Source organism: Coraliomargarita parva, assembly GCF_027257905.1.
Classification (GTDB): Bacteria; Verrucomicrobiota; Verrucomicrobiia; order Opitutales; family Coraliomargaritaceae; genus Coraliomargarita_A; species Coraliomargarita_A parva.
The window spans coordinates 65256-82139 of sequence record NZ_JAPZEI010000014.1 but is presented as its reverse complement, the minus strand read 5'-3'; the positions used below and the strand labels follow the sequence as shown (position 1 = coordinate 82139).

17 protein-coding genes are annotated in these 16884 nt (G+C 58.6%); 8 read left to right on the top strand and 9 right to left on the bottom strand.

Annotated features, from left to right (window positions below; translation table 11 throughout):
- Positions 1-6: 6 nt before the first annotated feature.
- From arsB to O2597_RS17425, 5 genes are all read right to left on the bottom strand, one after another.
- The gene (gene arsB / locus O2597_RS17445) at positions 7-1104 is read right to left on the bottom strand and encodes an ACR3 family arsenite efflux transporter (RefSeq protein ID WP_269526883.1); all 1098 of its coding nucleotides are present in this window, start codon (positions 1102-1104) and stop codon (positions 7-9) included.
- A 116-nt stretch (positions 1105-1220) separates the two neighbouring features.
- Complete coding sequence (locus tag O2597_RS17440) at positions 1221-1655, bottom strand: arsenate reductase ArsC (protein ID WP_269526881.1); 435 nt, start codon at positions 1653-1655, stop codon at positions 1221-1223.
- Positions 1656-1742: 87 nt separating this feature from the next.
- Complete coding sequence (locus O2597_RS17435) at positions 1743-2696, bottom strand: permease (RefSeq protein ID WP_269526879.1); 954 nt, start codon at positions 2694-2696, stop codon at positions 1743-1745.
- 228 nt (positions 2697-2924) lie between these two features.
- Entirely contained in the window at positions 2925-3095 is a 171-nt protein-coding gene (locus O2597_RS17430) for a hypothetical protein (RefSeq protein WP_269526877.1), read from the bottom strand.
- A gap of 26 nt (positions 3096-3121) precedes the next feature.
- Positions 3122-3508: an ArsR/SmtB family transcription factor gene (locus O2597_RS17425; protein ID WP_269526875.1), complete on the bottom strand. Its 387-nt coding sequence runs from the start codon at positions 3506-3508 to the stop codon at positions 3122-3124.
- Between the two features lie 189 nt (positions 3509-3697).
- On the opposite strand from O2597_RS17425, the gene O2597_RS17420 reads away from it, so the two are divergent.
- Genes O2597_RS17420 through modC form a run of 5 tightly spaced genes read left to right on the top strand, consistent with a single transcriptional unit; the run spans position 3698 to position 8461 of the window.
- Positions 3698-4759, top strand: coding sequence for a substrate-binding domain-containing protein (locus tag O2597_RS17420; RefSeq protein ID WP_269526873.1), 1062 nt, complete (start codon positions 3698-3700; stop codon positions 4757-4759).
- A gap of 19 nt (positions 4760-4778) precedes the next feature.
- Positions 4779-6203: an alginate export family protein gene (locus O2597_RS17415; protein ID WP_269526871.1), complete on the top strand. Its 1425-nt coding sequence runs from the start codon at positions 4779-4781 to the stop codon at positions 6201-6203.
- A gap of 20 nt (positions 6204-6223) precedes the next feature.
- Entirely contained in the window at positions 6224-7039 is an 816-nt protein-coding gene (gene modA, locus O2597_RS17410; protein WP_269526870.1) for a molybdate ABC transporter substrate-binding protein, read from the top strand.
- Positions 7040-7085: 46 nt separating this feature from the next.
- Positions 7086-7796 (top strand): molybdate ABC transporter permease subunit, encoded by a 711-nt coding sequence (gene modB / locus O2597_RS17405; RefSeq protein ID WP_269526868.1) that lies wholly within the window; start codon positions 7086-7088, stop codon positions 7794-7796.
- Positions 7793-8461 (top strand): molybdenum ABC transporter ATP-binding protein, encoded by a 669-nt coding sequence (modC, locus tag O2597_RS17400; protein WP_269526866.1) that lies wholly within the window; start codon positions 7793-7795, stop codon positions 8459-8461. Before modB ends, modC begins: the two co-directional genes overlap by 4 nt.
- Before the next feature lies 1 nt (position 8462).
- On the opposite strand, the gene O2597_RS17395 is transcribed toward modC, so the two are convergent.
- Both O2597_RS17395 and dgt read right to left on the bottom strand, forming a co-directional pair.
- Complete coding sequence (locus O2597_RS17395) at positions 8463-9722, bottom strand: Nramp family divalent metal transporter (protein ID WP_269526864.1); 1260 nt, start codon at positions 9720-9722, stop codon at positions 8463-8465.
- Positions 9723-9871: 149 nt separating this feature from the next.
- Entirely contained in the window at positions 9872-11158 is a 1287-nt protein-coding gene (gene dgt / locus O2597_RS17390; protein WP_269526862.1) for a dGTP triphosphohydrolase, read from the bottom strand.
- Between the two features lie 53 nt (positions 11159-11211).
- Here dgt and O2597_RS17385 point away from each other — a divergent pair, with 53 nt between their 5' ends.
- Together O2597_RS17385 and O2597_RS17380 are read left to right on the top strand one after the other, a co-directional pair.
- Positions 11212-11850 (top strand): hypothetical protein, encoded by a 639-nt coding sequence (locus O2597_RS17385; protein ID WP_269526861.1) that lies wholly within the window; start codon positions 11212-11214, stop codon positions 11848-11850.
- Between the two features lie 98 nt (positions 11851-11948).
- Positions 11949-13409: a phytoene desaturase family protein gene (locus O2597_RS17380; RefSeq protein WP_269526860.1), complete on the top strand. Its 1461-nt coding sequence runs from the start codon at positions 11949-11951 to the stop codon at positions 13407-13409.
- A gap of 144 nt (positions 13410-13553) precedes the next feature.
- On the opposite strand, the gene O2597_RS17375 is transcribed toward O2597_RS17380, so the two are convergent.
- Both O2597_RS17375 and O2597_RS17370 read right to left on the bottom strand, forming a co-directional pair.
- Positions 13554-14837, bottom strand: a complete 1284-nt coding sequence (locus O2597_RS17375; RefSeq protein ID WP_269526859.1) for a helicase associated domain-containing protein — start codon at positions 14835-14837, stop codon at positions 13554-13556.
- 100 nt (positions 14838-14937) lie between these two features.
- Positions 14938-15282, bottom strand: coding sequence for a hypothetical protein (locus tag O2597_RS17370; protein WP_269526858.1), 345 nt, complete (start codon positions 15280-15282; stop codon positions 14938-14940).
- 299 nt (positions 15283-15581) lie between these two features.
- Between O2597_RS17370 and O2597_RS17365 the strand changes: the two genes are divergently transcribed.
- Positions 15582-16859: a C39 family peptidase gene (locus O2597_RS17365; RefSeq protein WP_269526857.1), complete on the top strand. Its 1278-nt coding sequence runs from the start codon at positions 15582-15584 to the stop codon at positions 16857-16859.
- Positions 16860-16884 lie beyond the last annotated feature (25 nt).

The window sequence follows — 16884 nt, the reverse complement described above, 5'->3', positions numbered from 1 at the left end:
CGCCTGCTAGCTTTCCACCGCGGCTTCTTGGGGGACGGTATGTGGGCGGAATAGCTTGCGACGAAACCAGAAGGCGAGGTTGACCAGTGCGATCATGACGGGCACCTCGACGAGGGGGCCGATGACGGCGGCAAAGGCGACGCCGGACCCGATACCGAAGACCGCGACGGCGACGGCGATGGCCAACTCGAAATTATTGCTGGCCGCAGTGAAGGAGAGCGTGGTGCTTTGCTTGTAGTCGGCACCGACCCAGCGGCTCATGTAGAAGCTAAGCACGAACATGAGGAGGAAGTAGATGCCGAGCGGCAGGGCGATCTGCAGGACGCTGACCGGTTCCGCCAGGATCTTGCCACCCTGGAAGCTGAACATCACGACGATGGTGAAGAGCAGGGCGACGAGGGTGATCGGGCTGATGGCCGGGATGAAGTGCTCATGGTACCATTGCTCGCCCTTGAGGCGCAGGCCGATCCAGCGGGTGGCCATGCCTGCGGCAAAGGGGATGCCGAGGTAGATCGCTACACTCTTGGCGATTTCGCCCATGCTGATCGCGACAACGCTGCCTTCGAGTCCGAAGACGCCGGGAAGCCAGGTGACGAAGATCCAGGCATAAAGGCTGAAAAACAGGATCTGGAAGACCGAGTTGAAGGCGACCAATCCGGCGCAGTATTCCGTGTCCCCTTCGGCAAGGTCGTTCCACACGATCACCATGGCGATGCAGCGGGCGAGACCGATGAGGATGAGTCCGGTCATGAACTCGGGATGGTTGGGCAGGAAGAGGATGGCCAGGACAAACATCAGAACGGGGCCGATCACCCAATTCTGCAGAAGCGACAAGCTCAGCACCCGGAGGTTGCGGAAGACTTGCGGCAGGCTTTCATAGCGGACTTTGGCTAGGGGCGGATACATCATGATGATGAGTCCGAAGGCGATGGGCAGGTTGGTGGAGCCGACCTGGAACTGCTCCCAGAAGGCATTCGAGCCTTCCCATGCGGCCCCCAGGACAACACCCGCGGCCATGGCGAGGAAGATCCAGAGGGTGAGGAAGCGATCCAGAAAGCCGAGCCGTTTGCCAGGCGTGCAGCCGATTGTTTCAGTTTGGTTCATGGTAGTTGACTAAGACCTACGGGGACCACCCCGTCTCCCGCATTGGCGGGATCCACCCCTCCTGATTCAGGAGGGGAATTTTAAGTTAACGATGATTTCTTGCGGAGCTCTCGCGATTACGCGCTGACGGCTTCGCGGTAGCCGGCGGCGTAGGCTTCGAAGACGAGTTTGATCTCGTCGCGGATGCGGCGGAAGGCGTCGAGTTCGGATTCGTTCTCGCGCTTGGCATGGGGCGGGTCCTCGAAGCCCCAGTGGTAGCGGTTGACCATGCCGGGAAAGGTCGGGCAGGCCTGGTCGGCGTTGCCGCAGACGGTGATGACCGTGGTGATGCCGGCGTTCAGATAGAGGTCGAGGTGCTCGGACTTGTGTCCGGAGGCATCGATGCCGATTTCCTTGAGCGCTTCGATCGCGAGCGGGTGCACTTCGCCCTTCGGCTTGGAGCCGGCGCTGAAGACCTCGAAGAGGTCGCCCGCGGCCGCGCGGAGGATGCCTTCAGCCATGTGGCTGCGGCAGGAGTTACCAGTGCAGAGGATGAGGACTTTGGGTTTCACGGTGTGTTGTTCGTTGTTGGTTGAAAGTTGTTCGTTGTATTCAGGAGTACCGACTTGCGGATGTTCGATCTTACGTCGTATTCTGGATCACAATACATTCGCCAGCAGGTTCAGTAGGTAGCCGGTGAAGATAATCGCGGCTGTGGTGATGCCGAAGAAAACGGCGATGAGCTGCAGGCGCATGGTGCGGCGCAGCATGATGGCTTCAGGGAGGCTCAGGGCGGCCATGGCCATCATGAAGGCGAGGGCGGTGCCGAGCGGAATGCCTTTTTGGAAGAGTACCACGGCGATGGGGACAATGGCGGCGCAGCTGCCGTACATCGGTACGCCGAGGGCGGTGGCGATGGGCACCGAGAAGATGCCGGTTTTATCCATAGCAGCGTGGATGGTTTCCTGCGGCACGTAGTTATGGATCAGCGCGCCGATGGCGACGCCGACCAGAACCCAGACCCAGATCTGCCGGATCACACCGGTGGCTTCGTCCCAACCGTAACGCAGGCGTGTGCTCCAGGTGTGCTGGGTGACGGTGCTCTCGTTGTGAGCGGAGGCGATGATGTCCTGCTCTAGATGCTTCTCCAGCCGGAGGCGTCCAATGACCGCGCCGCCGAGGGTACCGATGAGCAAGCCACTGAGGACATAGGCGACGGTGATGGGCAGGCCGAATTCGCCGGCCATCAGCACGACCAAGTATTCGTTAATGATGGGGGATGTGATGAGGAAGGAGAAGGTGACGCCGAGCGGGACGCCTGCCTTGAGCAAGCTAATGAAGATGGGGATCGAGGAGCATGAGCAGAAGGGCGTGATCGCGCCGAAGAGGGCCGCCACGAGATTTCCCCACAGGCCCCCGCGGCTCATCCAGCGCTTCAAGCGGTGCTCCGGCAGCCAGGTGCGCAGCACCCCGATTGCGAAAATCATGACCGCCAGCAGGAGGAAGATCTTGATCGTGTCGTAGAGGAAGAAATGGATCGCGCCGGCGAGATGCGACTCGGGATCCATTCCGATCCAGTCATAGACCAGAATGTTGATGAGCTGTTCGAGCATGGTGTGGCAGAGGCCGGCGGCCTCTGGAGTATTAAAGTGCGAACCGTCTTCGCAAAAGCTACGCCGGTCAATCGGTGTGAAAGTTGGAAAGTCCCACGAGATCCGGGATACGTGATCAGGATACGAGCGCTGTTCGAGATGTACTGATGGCGAAAGCGCGACAGCGATTTCGACTGAGCCTTAGCTGTATTTCAGCTCTATGCCGATCCCGTATCTCGCATCACATGCCTAGCAGCACTTGCCGCCTTTGCCTTTGTCGTCGCCGGAGCAGCAGCAACCGCTTTTGGCTTTTTCGTCGGCTTTTGTTTTCATGGCGTGGTCCATCTTGGTGAAGATGCGTTGGAAGAAGCCGGGCTTGGCTTCGGTTTCCTTGGATTCGACTGGTTTCAGGTCTTTCATTGGTTTGTGGTGGTGAAAAATTGGTTTTAGCAGCCGCAGTTGCCGGCGGTGCAGACGCTCTCGGGGCAGGCCTGCTCGGATTCGGTCAGTGTGATGATTAACTGGCCCCGCCGGACGATGTCCTGTTGCAGCTGACTGCAGTCCTTGCATTCGGCCTTACGCAGGTAGTCCAAATTACTACGGAGCAGGCCCGGTACGGGTTCACTCAAGCTGTAGATCATCCAAGTGCCTTCGCGGTGGCACTCGATCAGGCCGAGCTGCTTCATGCTCGCGAGCTGCTTCGACATCTTGACCTGCGTGACCTCCAGCAAGTCCTGCAAGTGGCAGACGCAGAGCGGACCGGCATCCAGGAGATTCAGGATGCGAAGGCGCTGCGGGTCGGCGATGCATTTGAAGAGGTCGGAGGCTTCCATGGGGTTAATATATTCTTCAGATAGTATATACTGTCAACGGTATATATTATCTCTGATCAAAAATGATCCACTTGTCGCTGTGGCATTAGCAGATGTGCTGCGCATGCTTAGCGATCGTTAAATGCGTGGATAAGATATGATCATGTCAGAAATGTGGCATGATCATGGCATAATGATCATTGAATGAACATGGAGAAAGCAAAGCACCCCTTGGTCCTGGCTCGCGAGAGCCGTGGATGGACTCAAATGGATCTCGCCAAGCGGGCGCGGGTGCCGCGTTCCTCAGTGAGTGCCATTGAGAGTGGCCGGCTGACGCCGTCTGTCTCGACGGCGTTGCATCTGGCCCGAGTGCTGGAGCTTTCCGTGGAAGCGCTTTTTGACGAAGCGGCCGCAGCCTCCGCCGCTGCGAATGCCATGTGGTCATGGGCACCGGACAGCGAAATGTGCCGATTTATTGGTGCCGAGGTCAAGGGGCGGCGTATCTTTTATCCGATCAACGGGCAGGCGCATGCGGCCCATTTACACGACGGCATCTGGAAGAGCGGGGAAGAATTGCCCGCATCGCTTCCCGGGATGGAGCTCACGCTGGTGATGGCGTCCTGTGATCCGGCTTCGGCCCTGATGGAGGCGGCTTACGCCCGTGAGAGTGGCTACCGCTTGGTTTCTTTCGCCTACAACGGGATGCACTCGCTCGAGTTGTTGAAAGACGGGCTGGTGCATGTGGCTGGTTTGCACCGGTCGAATCGCGAACACCCGGCACGGAACGCAGACACCGTACGTACGGTTCTTGGCGAGGGCTACTGCCTGTTGCGAGGCGCACACTGGGACCAGGGGCTCGCCTTTGCCCCCGGGCATGGGCTCAGCTCGGTCGCAAGTGTGCTGGATAAGGCCCAGATTTGGGCGATGCGGGAATCCGGTTCCGTGGCGCGTGACTGGCTGGATGTGATCTGTGCGGAAATGGGCCAGGCACCGAGCGGGCGCGAAGTGCACAGCCACCGGGCGGTGGCGGATTCGATACGGATGGGCTGGGCGGATGCCGGGGTCTGCGTGAAACTTTCGGCCAAAGAGCTGGAGCTTTCGTTTCTATCCCTGCAGGAGGAGGCGCTGGATTTCATCTTCCATGAATCGATGCTGGAGGACCCGCGTATCCAAGCCCTGATACGCCTGCTGCAGAGCAAGTCCTACCGGCGTGTGCTCTCCGAGTTGCCCGGTTACGACAGCCGCGAAACCGGCGGACTGAATTTCAACTAGGCACCTACCAATCCGACCTGTGACGACAAGCGACTACCCGACCTGCGAATGTATGTGCAAACGAAAAGTATTGGGGACAATGGGTATGATCGCCGCCCTGGCCGGGACCGCGCTGAGCGCGGATTCCGGGCCATGGCGCCTAAACGAAGCGTTCAGCCTGCCGGACTGGTTCCAGTTGAGCGGCTCGACCCGGGTTCGGTATGAAACTCTGGACGGCCAATTCCGCAGCGCTTACGAGGGCGGCGATCAACAACTCGCCTTCCGGACCTTGCTGGAAGGGCGCGTTCAGTTCGAGAACTGGGGACTCGTTGGCGAGTTCCAGGACTCGCGACAGGAGTTGGCGGATGAGGGATCGCCGATCGGCACCTCCATGGTCAACACCACCGAGCTGCTGCAGGCCTATATACAGCTGAAAGCGGAGGACCTGCTACAGGAGGGCAGCCGGACCGAACTGCGCCTGGGGCGCCAGACGATGGACGCCGGCAGCCGGCGGCTCATCGCGCGTAACCGTTTTCGCAATACACTGAATGCCTTTGACGGCGCGGTGCTTTACTGGAAGGCGAAATCCGGTCCGGACTTGCAGCTTTTCTACCTGCAGCCGGTGGTGCGCCGGCCCTCCGAATCGCCGGACCTGTTGGATAATGAAGGGCTGGAGGACCGTTCCTATGATGACTTCACATTCTGGGGCGTGCATGCCGGGTGGAAGGATTTCATCCGGGACAAGAACCAGTTCGAGACCTACCTGTATGTGTTGGACGAGTCGGACGAGGGGGATCTGGCGACGAAGGACCGCGAGCTCTACACGCCCGGTCTGCGCTTCTATCGCAAGCCGGCGAAGGACGCCTGGGACTACGATGTCGAGTTGGTCGTTCAGTTCGGGGAACAGCGCAGCAGCAAATCCGCATCCGATGTCAGTGACCTCGACCACTGGGCGCAGTTCGCGCACCTGGAGTTCGGTTACACCGGGGACACGGCTTGGAGTCCGCGACTGGCCCTCCTGTTCGACTATGCGAGTGGAGACGAGGATCCGGACGATGACGAGAGCAACCGTTTCGACACGCTCTTCGGAGCTCGCCGCTTCGAGCATGGCCCGACCGGGATCTACGGGAGCTTTGCCCGCAGTAATATTGTTTCACCGGGAATCAGCCTGAAGCTCAAGCCGAGCGCCAAGGTACAGACACAGTTCGCCTACCGGGCCTACTGGCTAGCGTCCGACACCGACGCCTGGACCACGAGTGGACTGCGTGACAGCAGCGGCGAGACCGACCGATTTGTCGGGCAGCAAGTCGAGGCCCGGCTGAAGTGGGACATCCTCCCCGGCAATCTGAGTGCGGACATGGGCCTGGCTTACCTATTCGCCGGTCCGTTCATCCACGATGCACCCAATGCCAGTGGACAGGGGGACAGCACCTACGCCTACACTTCACTCAGCTTTAAATTCTAAACTTCGCGCACTTGAACATCATGAACATTAAATCGAAATTCACTTTCCACCTGTACACCGGACTGCTTGGCCTGCTTCTGGCGCTGACTGCCTGCAAGCCGAGCCAGACTGCCGGGGAGGACAGTTCCACGAATACGACGGTGACCGTTTTTGCCGCTTCCTCGGCCACGAATGCGGTGCAGGACCTAGCCAAGCTCTATGAGGCGCAGACCGGCGTCCACGTAGTGACCTCCTTTGCCTCTTCGTCCACGTTGGCCAAGCAAATCGAGCAGGGCGCGCCGGCGGATGTCTTTATCTCGGCCAATCCGAAATGGATGGATTACCTGGAAAAGGCTGCCAAACTGGTGGACGGCACACGCGAGGACCTGTTGGGCAACCGTATTGTGCTGATAGCGCCGAGAGACAGTCCGGTCGACTCGGTGGCGATCCAAGCCGGTCTCGACTTGGTGACCCTTCTGGGCCCCGATGGGCGTCTGGGGATGGGGGATCCGGCTCACGTGCCGGCCGGAATCTACGGCAAGCAGGCGCTCGAAAGCCTGGGGTTGTGGTCTGTGGTCGAATCACGCACCGCGCCGATGAGCGATGTGCGGGCCGCGCTGGCCATCGTCGAGCGAGGCGAAACCCCGTTTGGTGTGGTCTATGCGACGGATGCGGCGATGAGTGGGAAGGTAAAGGTAGTGGGGGTGTTTCCCGAAGGCAGCCATGCCCCGATTGTGTATCCAGCCGCGGTGGTTTCGACCACGCAGCTTGAAGCCTCCGATGAATTCCGAAGCTTTCTGAAGACCGCCGAAGCCCAGGCCGTCTTTGGGAAATACGGCTTTGCCTTGGCGAAATAAAGATTGGACGCCGGGCGGTGGATCGCCTCTGTTTGCATATTGATCAATGATTGAATGGTTCCAGCTAAGCCCTTTCGAGTGGAGTGCCCTCCGGCTCAGTCTGGTGGTGGCGGGTTGGGCCGTCGCCGCCAGCCTGCCTTTCGGCATCGCCTGGGCGTGGCTCCTCGCCCGCAAGGAATTTCCGGGGAAATTCATCGCGGACGGCCTGATGCACTTGCCGCTGGTGGTGCCGCCCGTAGTGGTCGGCTACCTGCTATTGGTGCTCTTCGGCCGTAACGGCATGCTGGGCAAGGGGCTGGAATCCGTTTTCGGGATCAGCTTCGCCTTCAATTGGAAAGGGGCGGTCCTGGCTGCGGCAGTCATGTCCTTCCCTCTGATGGTCCGCGCCATCCGGCTGTCGATCGAGAGTGTGGACAGCGGGATCGAAGCCGCCGCCCGCACCTTGGGGGCCGGTCCCTGGCGTGTCTTTTTTACCGTGACCCTTCCGCTGGCCCTGCCCGGTGTGATTTCAGGGGTGATCATCGCCTTTGCCCGCTGCCTGGGCGAGTTCGGGGCGACCATCACATTCGTCTCGAACATTCCCGGCGAGACCCAGACTTTGCCGCTGGCGCTCTACACCTATACGCAGGTGCCGGATGGCGAGGCCGGGGCCTTCAAGCTCTGCGTCATTTCGATCCTGGTGGCCTCGGTGGCGCTGATGGCTTCCGAGCTGGGAGCCCGCTGGCTGCAGCGGCGTATGAAAGGAGCCCGGACATGAAGGTGGAGATCCAACACAAGCAGGGGGACTTCAATCTGGATGTTTCCTTTCTCGGCGTCCAGAGCGGCATCACAGCCCTTTACGGCCCCTCGGGTTCGGGGAAGAGCTCGGTCATCCAGATCGTGGCGGGCCTGCGCAAACCGGACCGCGGCTATATCCGCTTGAACAGCGTCTGCCTGTTCAGTTCGGAGGAGAAAATCAACCTGCCTCCTGAGAAGCGGCGGATCGGCTATGTCTTTCAGGATTCGCGTCTGCTGCCGCACTACTCGGTGTATTCGAATCTTAACTACGGCCGTAAGCTCGTCCCGCAGGAATCGCACTTCATCGAGTTCGATCCGGTGGTCGACCTGCTGGGGATCGGGCACCTGTTGAAGCGCCGCCCGGCGGATCTCTCCGGCGGGGAGAAGCAGCGGGTGGCGATCGGCCGGGCGCTTCTGATGAGTCCTTCGATTTTGCTGATGGACGAACCGCTGACCTCGTTGGATGCGGCGCGCAAGCGGGAGCTGCTGCCCTTCATCAGGCAGATCTGCGACACCTTCAAGGTGCCGATCCTCTATGTCAGTCACTCGCCCGCCGAAATCCGCGAGATCGCGGACGACGTGGTCGTCCTGCAAAATGGCCGCGTGGCCGAGTTCGGGATGGTGGACGAGGTATCTTACGCCTGATTCAAGAGGCTTGCAGGTAAAGGTAGCCAGCGGACATCAGCACAAAAAACGCGATACCGGTCCAACTGAGAGTGCGTAGAAAGACGCCGGGTCGGTATTGATGCGGCACGTTGGGGCCGCACATGACCTTCAAGTTAATGAAGGCGAGGATGGGCGATGTTAGAAAGCAGATGACTGCGGCGAAGGTGAGGAGCTGAAGCAGGTTCTTGACGAAACAAAGCACCACAACTGCGGCGAAAATCACAGACACGACGATCCAGATTTGATGGATCTGTTGAAAGCGTTTGACGGGTAGTCGACCGAGCAGGCTGCAGCAGGCGGCCAGTGAGCGGGGGTAGCCATCCACACAGGTCAGGGTGGTGCTGAACATCGTGACAAAGGCCGCAGTCAGGATCAAAAGCCGTGACCAGTCCCCGATCGTTGCAGTGTAGAGATTGACCAACTGCTGTGAGAACCCGATACCGCTGGCGGAAAAACTTTCACCGGTCCCGTACATGACCAATGCGCCGAGCGCGACAAAGAGCACCGCAAGCACCGCAGCCGCCAGGTAGCCGATGTAGAAGTCGATTGCCGATTCCTTGACCGTCGCAAAGTGGCCGGTCTGTTTTTCCCGGCTGAACATCCAGAGCGAGGACCAGGCGGAAAGGTCGACCGGTGCCGGCATCCAGCCCAGCAGGCTGACGATGAAAGCAAAGGCGGTCCATTGGTAGGGGCTGTTGGCGACAAAGTCAGGGGCGATTTCCGGACGATTTGGAATGGCAAGAAAGACAGCTGCCAGTGTGCTGACCGCGAGGAAGGTAATAATGATTTTAGCCAGGAGGTCGAGCAGCTTGTAATGCCCGAGCAGAAGCAGGACTGCGCAGACGATGATGAGTGTGACTGTCAACACAGGCACCGAAAGCGGAATTCCGTAGCCGGCGAGCAAGGCCCCGCTGAGCATGCCAACGCCCGCAATATTGATTGTCCCCGTCAGGATATTGATGCCGAGGAAGATCCAGACATAGACATTGCCGTGCCGCTGGTAGCCCGCGAGCAGGCTTTCTCCGGTGGCGGCTGTGTAGCGTTGCCCGTAGAGGAAAAAAGGGAATTTCAGGAGGTTGGCGAAGATGACGAGCCAAAGCAATTGCCAGCCGTATTCCGCACCGGCGCGGGTGGACCAGACCAGATGGGAGCCCCCGACGGCGGCGCAGGCTACGAGGATGCCGGGGCCCAGGGCTTTCCACAGGTTCGTTAAAGAGAGGGGGGCGTTGTCGTTGGTCATTGTCAGGCAGTTGCCGGGAGTCTGCTTCGATGGTAGAAGCAATCCGTGGGCAGGAATTATTAATACACGGCGCAAGCCGGGTAATCTTTCAATCCTATATTCCGCTTACGCCTTCTGGACCGATCGATTGGACCAGGCTTTCCGTGTTACTAGACCAGTTCGGCGATGGAGCCGAAGTCGGGATCGAAGAGGCGCTTGTAGGTGCGGACGGCCTGGCCGTCGGTCAGGCCCGCGGTATAGTCGCAGAGCCGGCGGTAGCGGCCGGCTTCGGTGGATTCGGCGGCGAGCAGCTCCTGGACGGCTTCGGGGAGGAGGTGGAGGCCGGCGTTGCCGCGCTCGATGCCGTGCTCGCAGAGTGCCTTGAAGAGACCTTCGAGGATATGTCCGCCCTTGAACTCGATCTGCTGGATGGGGGTGGATTTGAAGATAAGGTCGAGGGCGATTTTCTTGTAGAGCTTACTCTCGGCTTTGACTGCCGGATCGATTTCGAGGCTGAAGGCGTGACGGTTGGTCTTGTCGGCGAGGAAGCCGCTGCGCGGGACGAGGGTGCAGCCGTGGACGAAGAGGCCGACCCGGCTGCCGAAGTAGGGCTCGTATCGGTTGTCGCGGATGACCTGGCAGAGGGTTTCGATCTGCTCGCCCTGGGCCGGTTCGAGTTGCTGGCCTGCGGCCCACTCCTGCACGCTGCCGACGGTGATGTAGCGGGCGTGGATGCCGTCGACGATATCATGGAGCGAGTAGGCGGTATCGTCGGCCCAGTCCATGATCTGGCACTCGATGCTCTTGAAGCTGTTGAGCGCCCGGGGGTTGTTGAGCGCATCCGGGATGGATTCGCCGGCAAAGATAAACTCACGCCATGCGCTCTGCTTGTCGTAAATGAAATGGTGTTCCGGCGCACGGCCGTCGACGGCGATCCATTCCGTCTGCAGGGCCTTGTATTTCATGACCCCGTCGAGCAGTGCCCGGGTCGGGGCGATGCCTTTGGTGCGGCCGGGGCGTTCGTAGACCAGTTCGGTCAGGATTCGCAGGGTCTGGGCGTTGCCTTCGAAGCCGCCATGCTCCGCCGTGAGTGTGTTCAGCTTGCGCTCGCCGATATGCCCGAAGGGGGGATGCCCGAGGTCGTGGGCGAGACCGACCGCTTCGGTCAGGTCGGCGTCGATATGAAAGTCGTCGCCGAGGTATTCCGAGCGGGCGCGCAGGTAATCGCAGATCGAGCGTCCGATTTTGGCCACCTCGATGGAGTGGGTCAGGCGAGTGCGGTAGAAGTCGTACTCGCCGGACTGGAAGACCTGGGTCTTGGACTGTAGACGGCGGAAGGGATAGGAGAAAATGATGCGGTCGCGTTCGATTTGGAAGGCGCTGCGGTATTCGTTGTCGGCCAGCGGGGTGGCCGGGCTGCGCTCGAGGTCGAAATCGTTATAAAACTCGTTCTGCATCGGATTCGGACTTGTTCACGTTCGGACAGTCAGGCTTAGTACTTAAAAGCTCAATGATGAAATACCCCCTTCAAACTCTTGGCTGTCGCTCACTTCTGGCGGTCCTTCTGTTCCTGTCGAGTCTGCCGATGCTTCAGGCCCGTATCGGCGAGAGCCGTGAGGCGATTGAACGCCGCTTGTTTGCCTCGGGAGGCATCGTCTACCGCGACGACGCGACCGAGGCCAACCGGCGCCGCGGCATGCCCTACGAGAAGTACCTGACCTTCCTGCCCAGTTCCTGGGATGTCCGGATCTATTTCAAGACTGCGGACGGCAGCCGGCCGCAGTCTTCCAACATGGATCCGCGCCGGATGTCGCCGGGCTGGGATATGCATGTGATCTACATGCGCGGACAGTCGAAGATCGAGGTCTACAAGCGCAGTACGGGGATCACGGAATACGAGATGAACGCCTTGCTCGCGGCGCATGCGGACGGCTCCTACTGGAACAAAGTCGATCCCAAGGATAAGGAGACCAAGTCGATGCCATCCGCATTCGGCTTCGACATGGTCCGGCAGGACGGCACGGTGCGGGCCAAAAAACTGGGCGGGGACAGCGTCATGGTGTTTGACGCCGAACTCGACGCCCAGCTGGCGGAGCTGAACGATGCCAGCCTGCAGTCGGCGGCCCCGGCCAGCGTGAACGGCTTCTAGGAGGCCGGCTTATGCGGCAGTGAACCACTTTTTTGCCATTCCGGGTTGAAAAAACCCGGTTGGATCGCTCTGCTACGCGCTTTTCTACCCTCAGTACTATGGCAAAAGATTGGCTCGAAGGCATTGATGACGAATACGATGTAGTGGTCGTGGGCTCCGGATTAGGCGGGCTCACCGGGGCCAACTACCTGGCAAAAAACGGCCACAAGGTGCTCCTGCTGGAGCATCACTACCAGTTCGGCGGCCTGGCCACCTGGTTCAAGCGGCCCGGCGGGCACATTTTCGACATCTCGCTGCACGGCTTTCCCTACGGCATGGTCAAGAGCTGCCGGAAGTATTGGACGAAGGAGATCGCGGACTCCATCCACCAGCTTAAGGATGTCCGCTTCATCAACCCGCAGATGAACGTCTGGACGACTTTCGACCGGGAGGATTTCACCAAGATCCTGGTGGAGGATTTCGGGGTCGAGCGGGAGAAGGTCGAGGCTTTCTACGACCACCTGCGCAAGATGAACTTCTACGACGACAACACGCAGACCACGGGAGAGATGTTCGAAGAGTTCTTCCCCGGTCGCAGCGACGTGCACCGCTTGCTTATGGAGCCGATTTCCTATGCCAACGGTTCGCACATCGACGACCCTGCGATCACCTACGGCATCGTTTTCTCCAACTTCATGAGCAAGGGTGTCTTCACTTTCCAGGGCGGTACCGATACCCTGATCAAGAAGATGGTCGAGGAGCTGAAGAAGAACGGCTGCGAGGTCCGCAAGTGTGCGCTGGTCGACGGGATCGATGTGGAGGATGGCAAAGTTGTGGCTGTTCGTGCCCGCAGCCAGAATACCGGCGACGAGGAATTTCCCGTCCGTCGTATCAAGTGCAAGGCCGTGCTCTCCAATGCGAACGTGCGCAACACGATCGAATACCTGGTCGGCGAGGACAAGTTCACGCCCGAGTTCGTGGCCGAGGCGAAGGCGGTGCGCAACAACACCAGTTCCTGCCAGGTCTACATGGGGATCAAGAAGGGCGAAACCATCCCGAATATCGGCGACCTCGTCTTCACTTCGAAGGCCCCCGAATACACCATCGACGAGCTCACCTCGATCCACACCAGCAGCCATACCTTTTCGGTCTATTATCCCGAAACCCGTCCGCACCTGAAGGAGCCGCGCTACACTGTGGTGGCTTCACTGAATGCGCGTTGGGACGAATGGGCGAACCTGAGCGACGAGGAATACGAAAAGGAAAAGGCCCGCATGTGTGAGGAGTGTGTGACCAGCCTGGAAACGTTCATCCCCGGTGTGCGCGACAAGATCGATCACATCGAAGCCGCCACCCCCCGCACGGTGAACTACTACACCAAGTCGATGCAAGGCACCTCCTTCGGCACCAAGTTCGAAGGGCTCAAGGTTTCCATGGAGCTGTCCGAACAGATTGCAGGCCTCTACCACGCCGGCTCCGTCGGCATCATCATGTCGGGTTGGCTCGGCACCATGAACTACGGTGTGATCACGGCCAACAAGATGGACAAGTGGCTCTACGAGCAGGCGAAGGGGGAGTGAACGTTCAACGTCGAACGTCCAACTTTGAATGGTGAATGTTCCAGAACGCTGCGTCGGGCTCAAAGCCAGTGGTTTGTGGCAGTCTACGAGCAGTAATGGCTTTTCTATGATTCGGGTGTAGTCTGTCTACGTGCTTGAGGTTGTTTATTTGCCGCTTCTGGGGTTCCAGCAAAATTCCAAATCATCCAGTAGCTGAATTTGTTTTGGCAACAATTGGGCTTTGCGGCGCTTGGCCCTCTGGGTCCATACCCAGTATGCGAGTGCCTTGTGGGTTTTGTCGGTTCGGACAATTTTAGAGTGTCCGTGTTCCTGGTAGAAAGATTTGAGTGCTTCGTAGCGAGCCATCCATTGGGGAGGAATTATAGGAATGCCGTCACTCGAGATATTGCGAACTGATGAAGTTGGGGGATCCAAAAGGCCAGAGTCTTGAACCATTTCAATCTTCCACTGAGTTAAGCGTCCGGAATGGAAGAGCCCGCGTTGACTAGAGGCCCAAGTTCGTAGTTGAATGTCGTCCTGATAGCCGTGTGGGATTGCTTTGTAGCCCGTCTTCTTTTGAAAATCTTTGAATCGCTCGAACATCTTGATGAACTGTTGCTTTGCCAGTTCCACCGTATCGTTCCTACTCTTTGGTTCGATCTGATAGTCAGTATCTTTCAAGTATTCTGCCGTCTCACAGTTTGGACGCCATTCTGGCTGCCTCCTTCTCCGGTCTTGGGGACGTTTTTGAGCATTCTGAATCGTTTGAATGATTTGGGCGGAACGCTCGGAGAGCGACTGAAGGTTTTCCGTATTTGTGTGTCGATTCTGGAAAATTCTTTTCAATCCGCGCAGGGCCAAACCGTCTTCATTGACAGCAGATCGATACGAACCCGGCCAGTCGTGTGACTTTTCTTGATCGTATATCTCAGGGGAGGCGAGAATGAAGGCAGCGACTTCAGTCAAATCGTGGGTCCGGCTTGGGAGGCGGTAGACACGCATGCGGTCGGCCCAGATGCTTCCACGAGTGTTGTTCGATTGGTTGTGCTGTCTGGAGATTCGTTGTTTTAGGCCCTTGGCAAACTCGTTCATGCTTTGGTAGTGCTTTAAGAACCTATCAAGTCTGAAGGTATCACTCGCTAACAATGTATTTTCTTCGGGCGCCGAAACATGATTCGACAGCCTATCTTCTCCAATTGTTGCCAGTCCGTTGGCTAAGCGGATCTTTGACTGGGTGGCAGTTTTACTTGTTTCGACGATAAATGAGAAGCCGGTAGGATGGAACTGCCAGAAGAGTAGGTCGAAACCATAAATTTGAGTCAAAGCACGTAACCAAGTTTCGTAGAGCTCTACCTGACTCGTTGTGAATCTTGGGCGATCTGCGTGTAAGCTGCTTTCCAAATGAAAGATGCCCGGCGCTTCATAGATGTTACCTCTCGCTTTGCGCATATTCGTCCAAGTTGCCGATGTGTGGATCTGCGACAAGTCTAAGTTACTGCAAGGGACGGGGGCAGCCCGCAAAGATGCCGCGCTCAGGGATCGACACGGCTCATTCGTAGAGCGCGTGGTAAAAGCAGCTGGCGGCGGGTGACTCATCAATAATTTCGAAGATACCATCGTCGTTGAAGGTCCCGCTTTCCACCGGAGTCCAGTCCGGGGCGCTCAGGCTTTCCTTGCACTCGATGGTGACGTTCTGCCCGGGAATTCCGGAAAACCGGAGTCGTATCCCGGAACCGGCCGCCTCGAGGCTTTCCACCTGGAAGTTGAGCGGCAGGGCATTTTCGGCTAGAAATGCGTCCAATGCGGTGGCAATTTCATCATACAGTGCTGGCTCCAGGGGAGTGGGGATGCCGGCCAGTGCCAGTGTCGTCGGGTCTCCTTTAATACAGGTCAATTCTTATATTTGTAATGCTGCCTAATGTCCTTGATCATAAGCGCTTAAGGTTCCTGGTCGGAGGGGTGGTCGGCACCCGTTTTTGATTTGCCATTTCACCTTCGGAGAGAGGCGCCGCTTGGCGCGTCCGCTCTTGAACGGGACGCGAAGCGTGCAGTCGGGGTATTGGGCGGGGCGTTGACTTTGCCGTTGCCAGCGAGGGGCCGCTTGCCTTCGTTGACAGGGTGAAACGGTGGTTTCCCTACTTTTTATCCGCTACCTTATGGCTGTTTGCTGGTTCCTTGCTGCAGGGCCAATACATGCCCTTGCAGCTGCCGGAGGTCTTGGAGTTTCAGGAGGTGACGCCGGCCTACGCGCCGGATGGTTCGGGGCAGGCGTTGGGAGAATTCCAGAAGGGGATCCGCGTCAAGGTCAAGGAGCCGCGTTACGAGACCGGGCAATGTCTGGTGGTCTTTGAGCGCTATGGGGCGCCTGATATTCAGGCGCTGGTTCCATTGCCGGATGCGCGTGCCCTGAAGCCTGCCGAATTCCAGCAGATGCAGCCGGTTCTGGCTGGTTTTCCTTTGCTGGAAAAGTTGCTTGCCGTGCCCGAGGCCTGGCCGGAGCAAGTGACCGAGCTGGGGACCTTAGTCTCCGATCAAGAATGGCTGTTGCTGGAAGGCACGCAGGAAGATCCGCTGTGTCTGGTGTCCAAGGCGGAGGGAGAGCAGTCCGGGTTTGAAGCCTGGGGCTTGGCCCCGCTTTCGGTGAGCCTGGATTACCGTCAGGCGGACAACCGTAAGATCCGGATCGATTTCTGGAACCGGGGGGATGCGCCCGGCGGCTGGTCGCCGGTGCATGCGGCCTTGAGCACTTTCCGCGAGAATCTGGAAGGGCTTGAAAATGCGCTCGGCGGTTTTCTGGGCGAACGTGAGCGGATGGAGCGGCATGACGCGGGGATTACGGCCGTACGCGGGGGTGTGGAGACTTACTTCCTGGCCAACGACATCGAGGTCTGCTTACGCTGGGCGCGTGGCGAGTATTTCAACGTCGAAATCTACTCCTTTCGAGAGCAGGAAGCGAAGCAGGCGGAAGACTACGATCCGGCTACATTCGCTGAGCGACTGGCCGGGCAGGTGCGAAAGCACGAAGACGGCTATTACTGGATCGACGGCATTCCGATGATTTCACAGGGCGACAAGGGTTATTGTGCGGCGGCGACCTTGGCGCGGGTCATGAGTTATTACGGTTATCCGGTGGGGATGCACGAGATGGCTGACTTGGCCGACACCAGCAGTGCCTACGGCACCACCCACGAGGATGTCATCGATTCGATCCGTCGCGTCTGCAACGGCACCCCCTTTCGCCTGAACCAAATTAAGGATGCCCGGCGCGCGACGCTGGTGGATTATATCCGCCGGGGAATCCCGCTCTATTGGTTGGTGCCCGGCCATGCACGCTTGCTGATCGGTGTGGATCCCGAGGGGGGCGTTGTCTATACCGACTCTTGGGGCTACGGACATGAGTTCAAAACGATGAGCTGGACGGAGTTCACGAATTGGAATCGTGAGATCTGGGTGTTGGAGCCGTCGAATTAGGGTTGATCTCCCCAATTTAATTTTG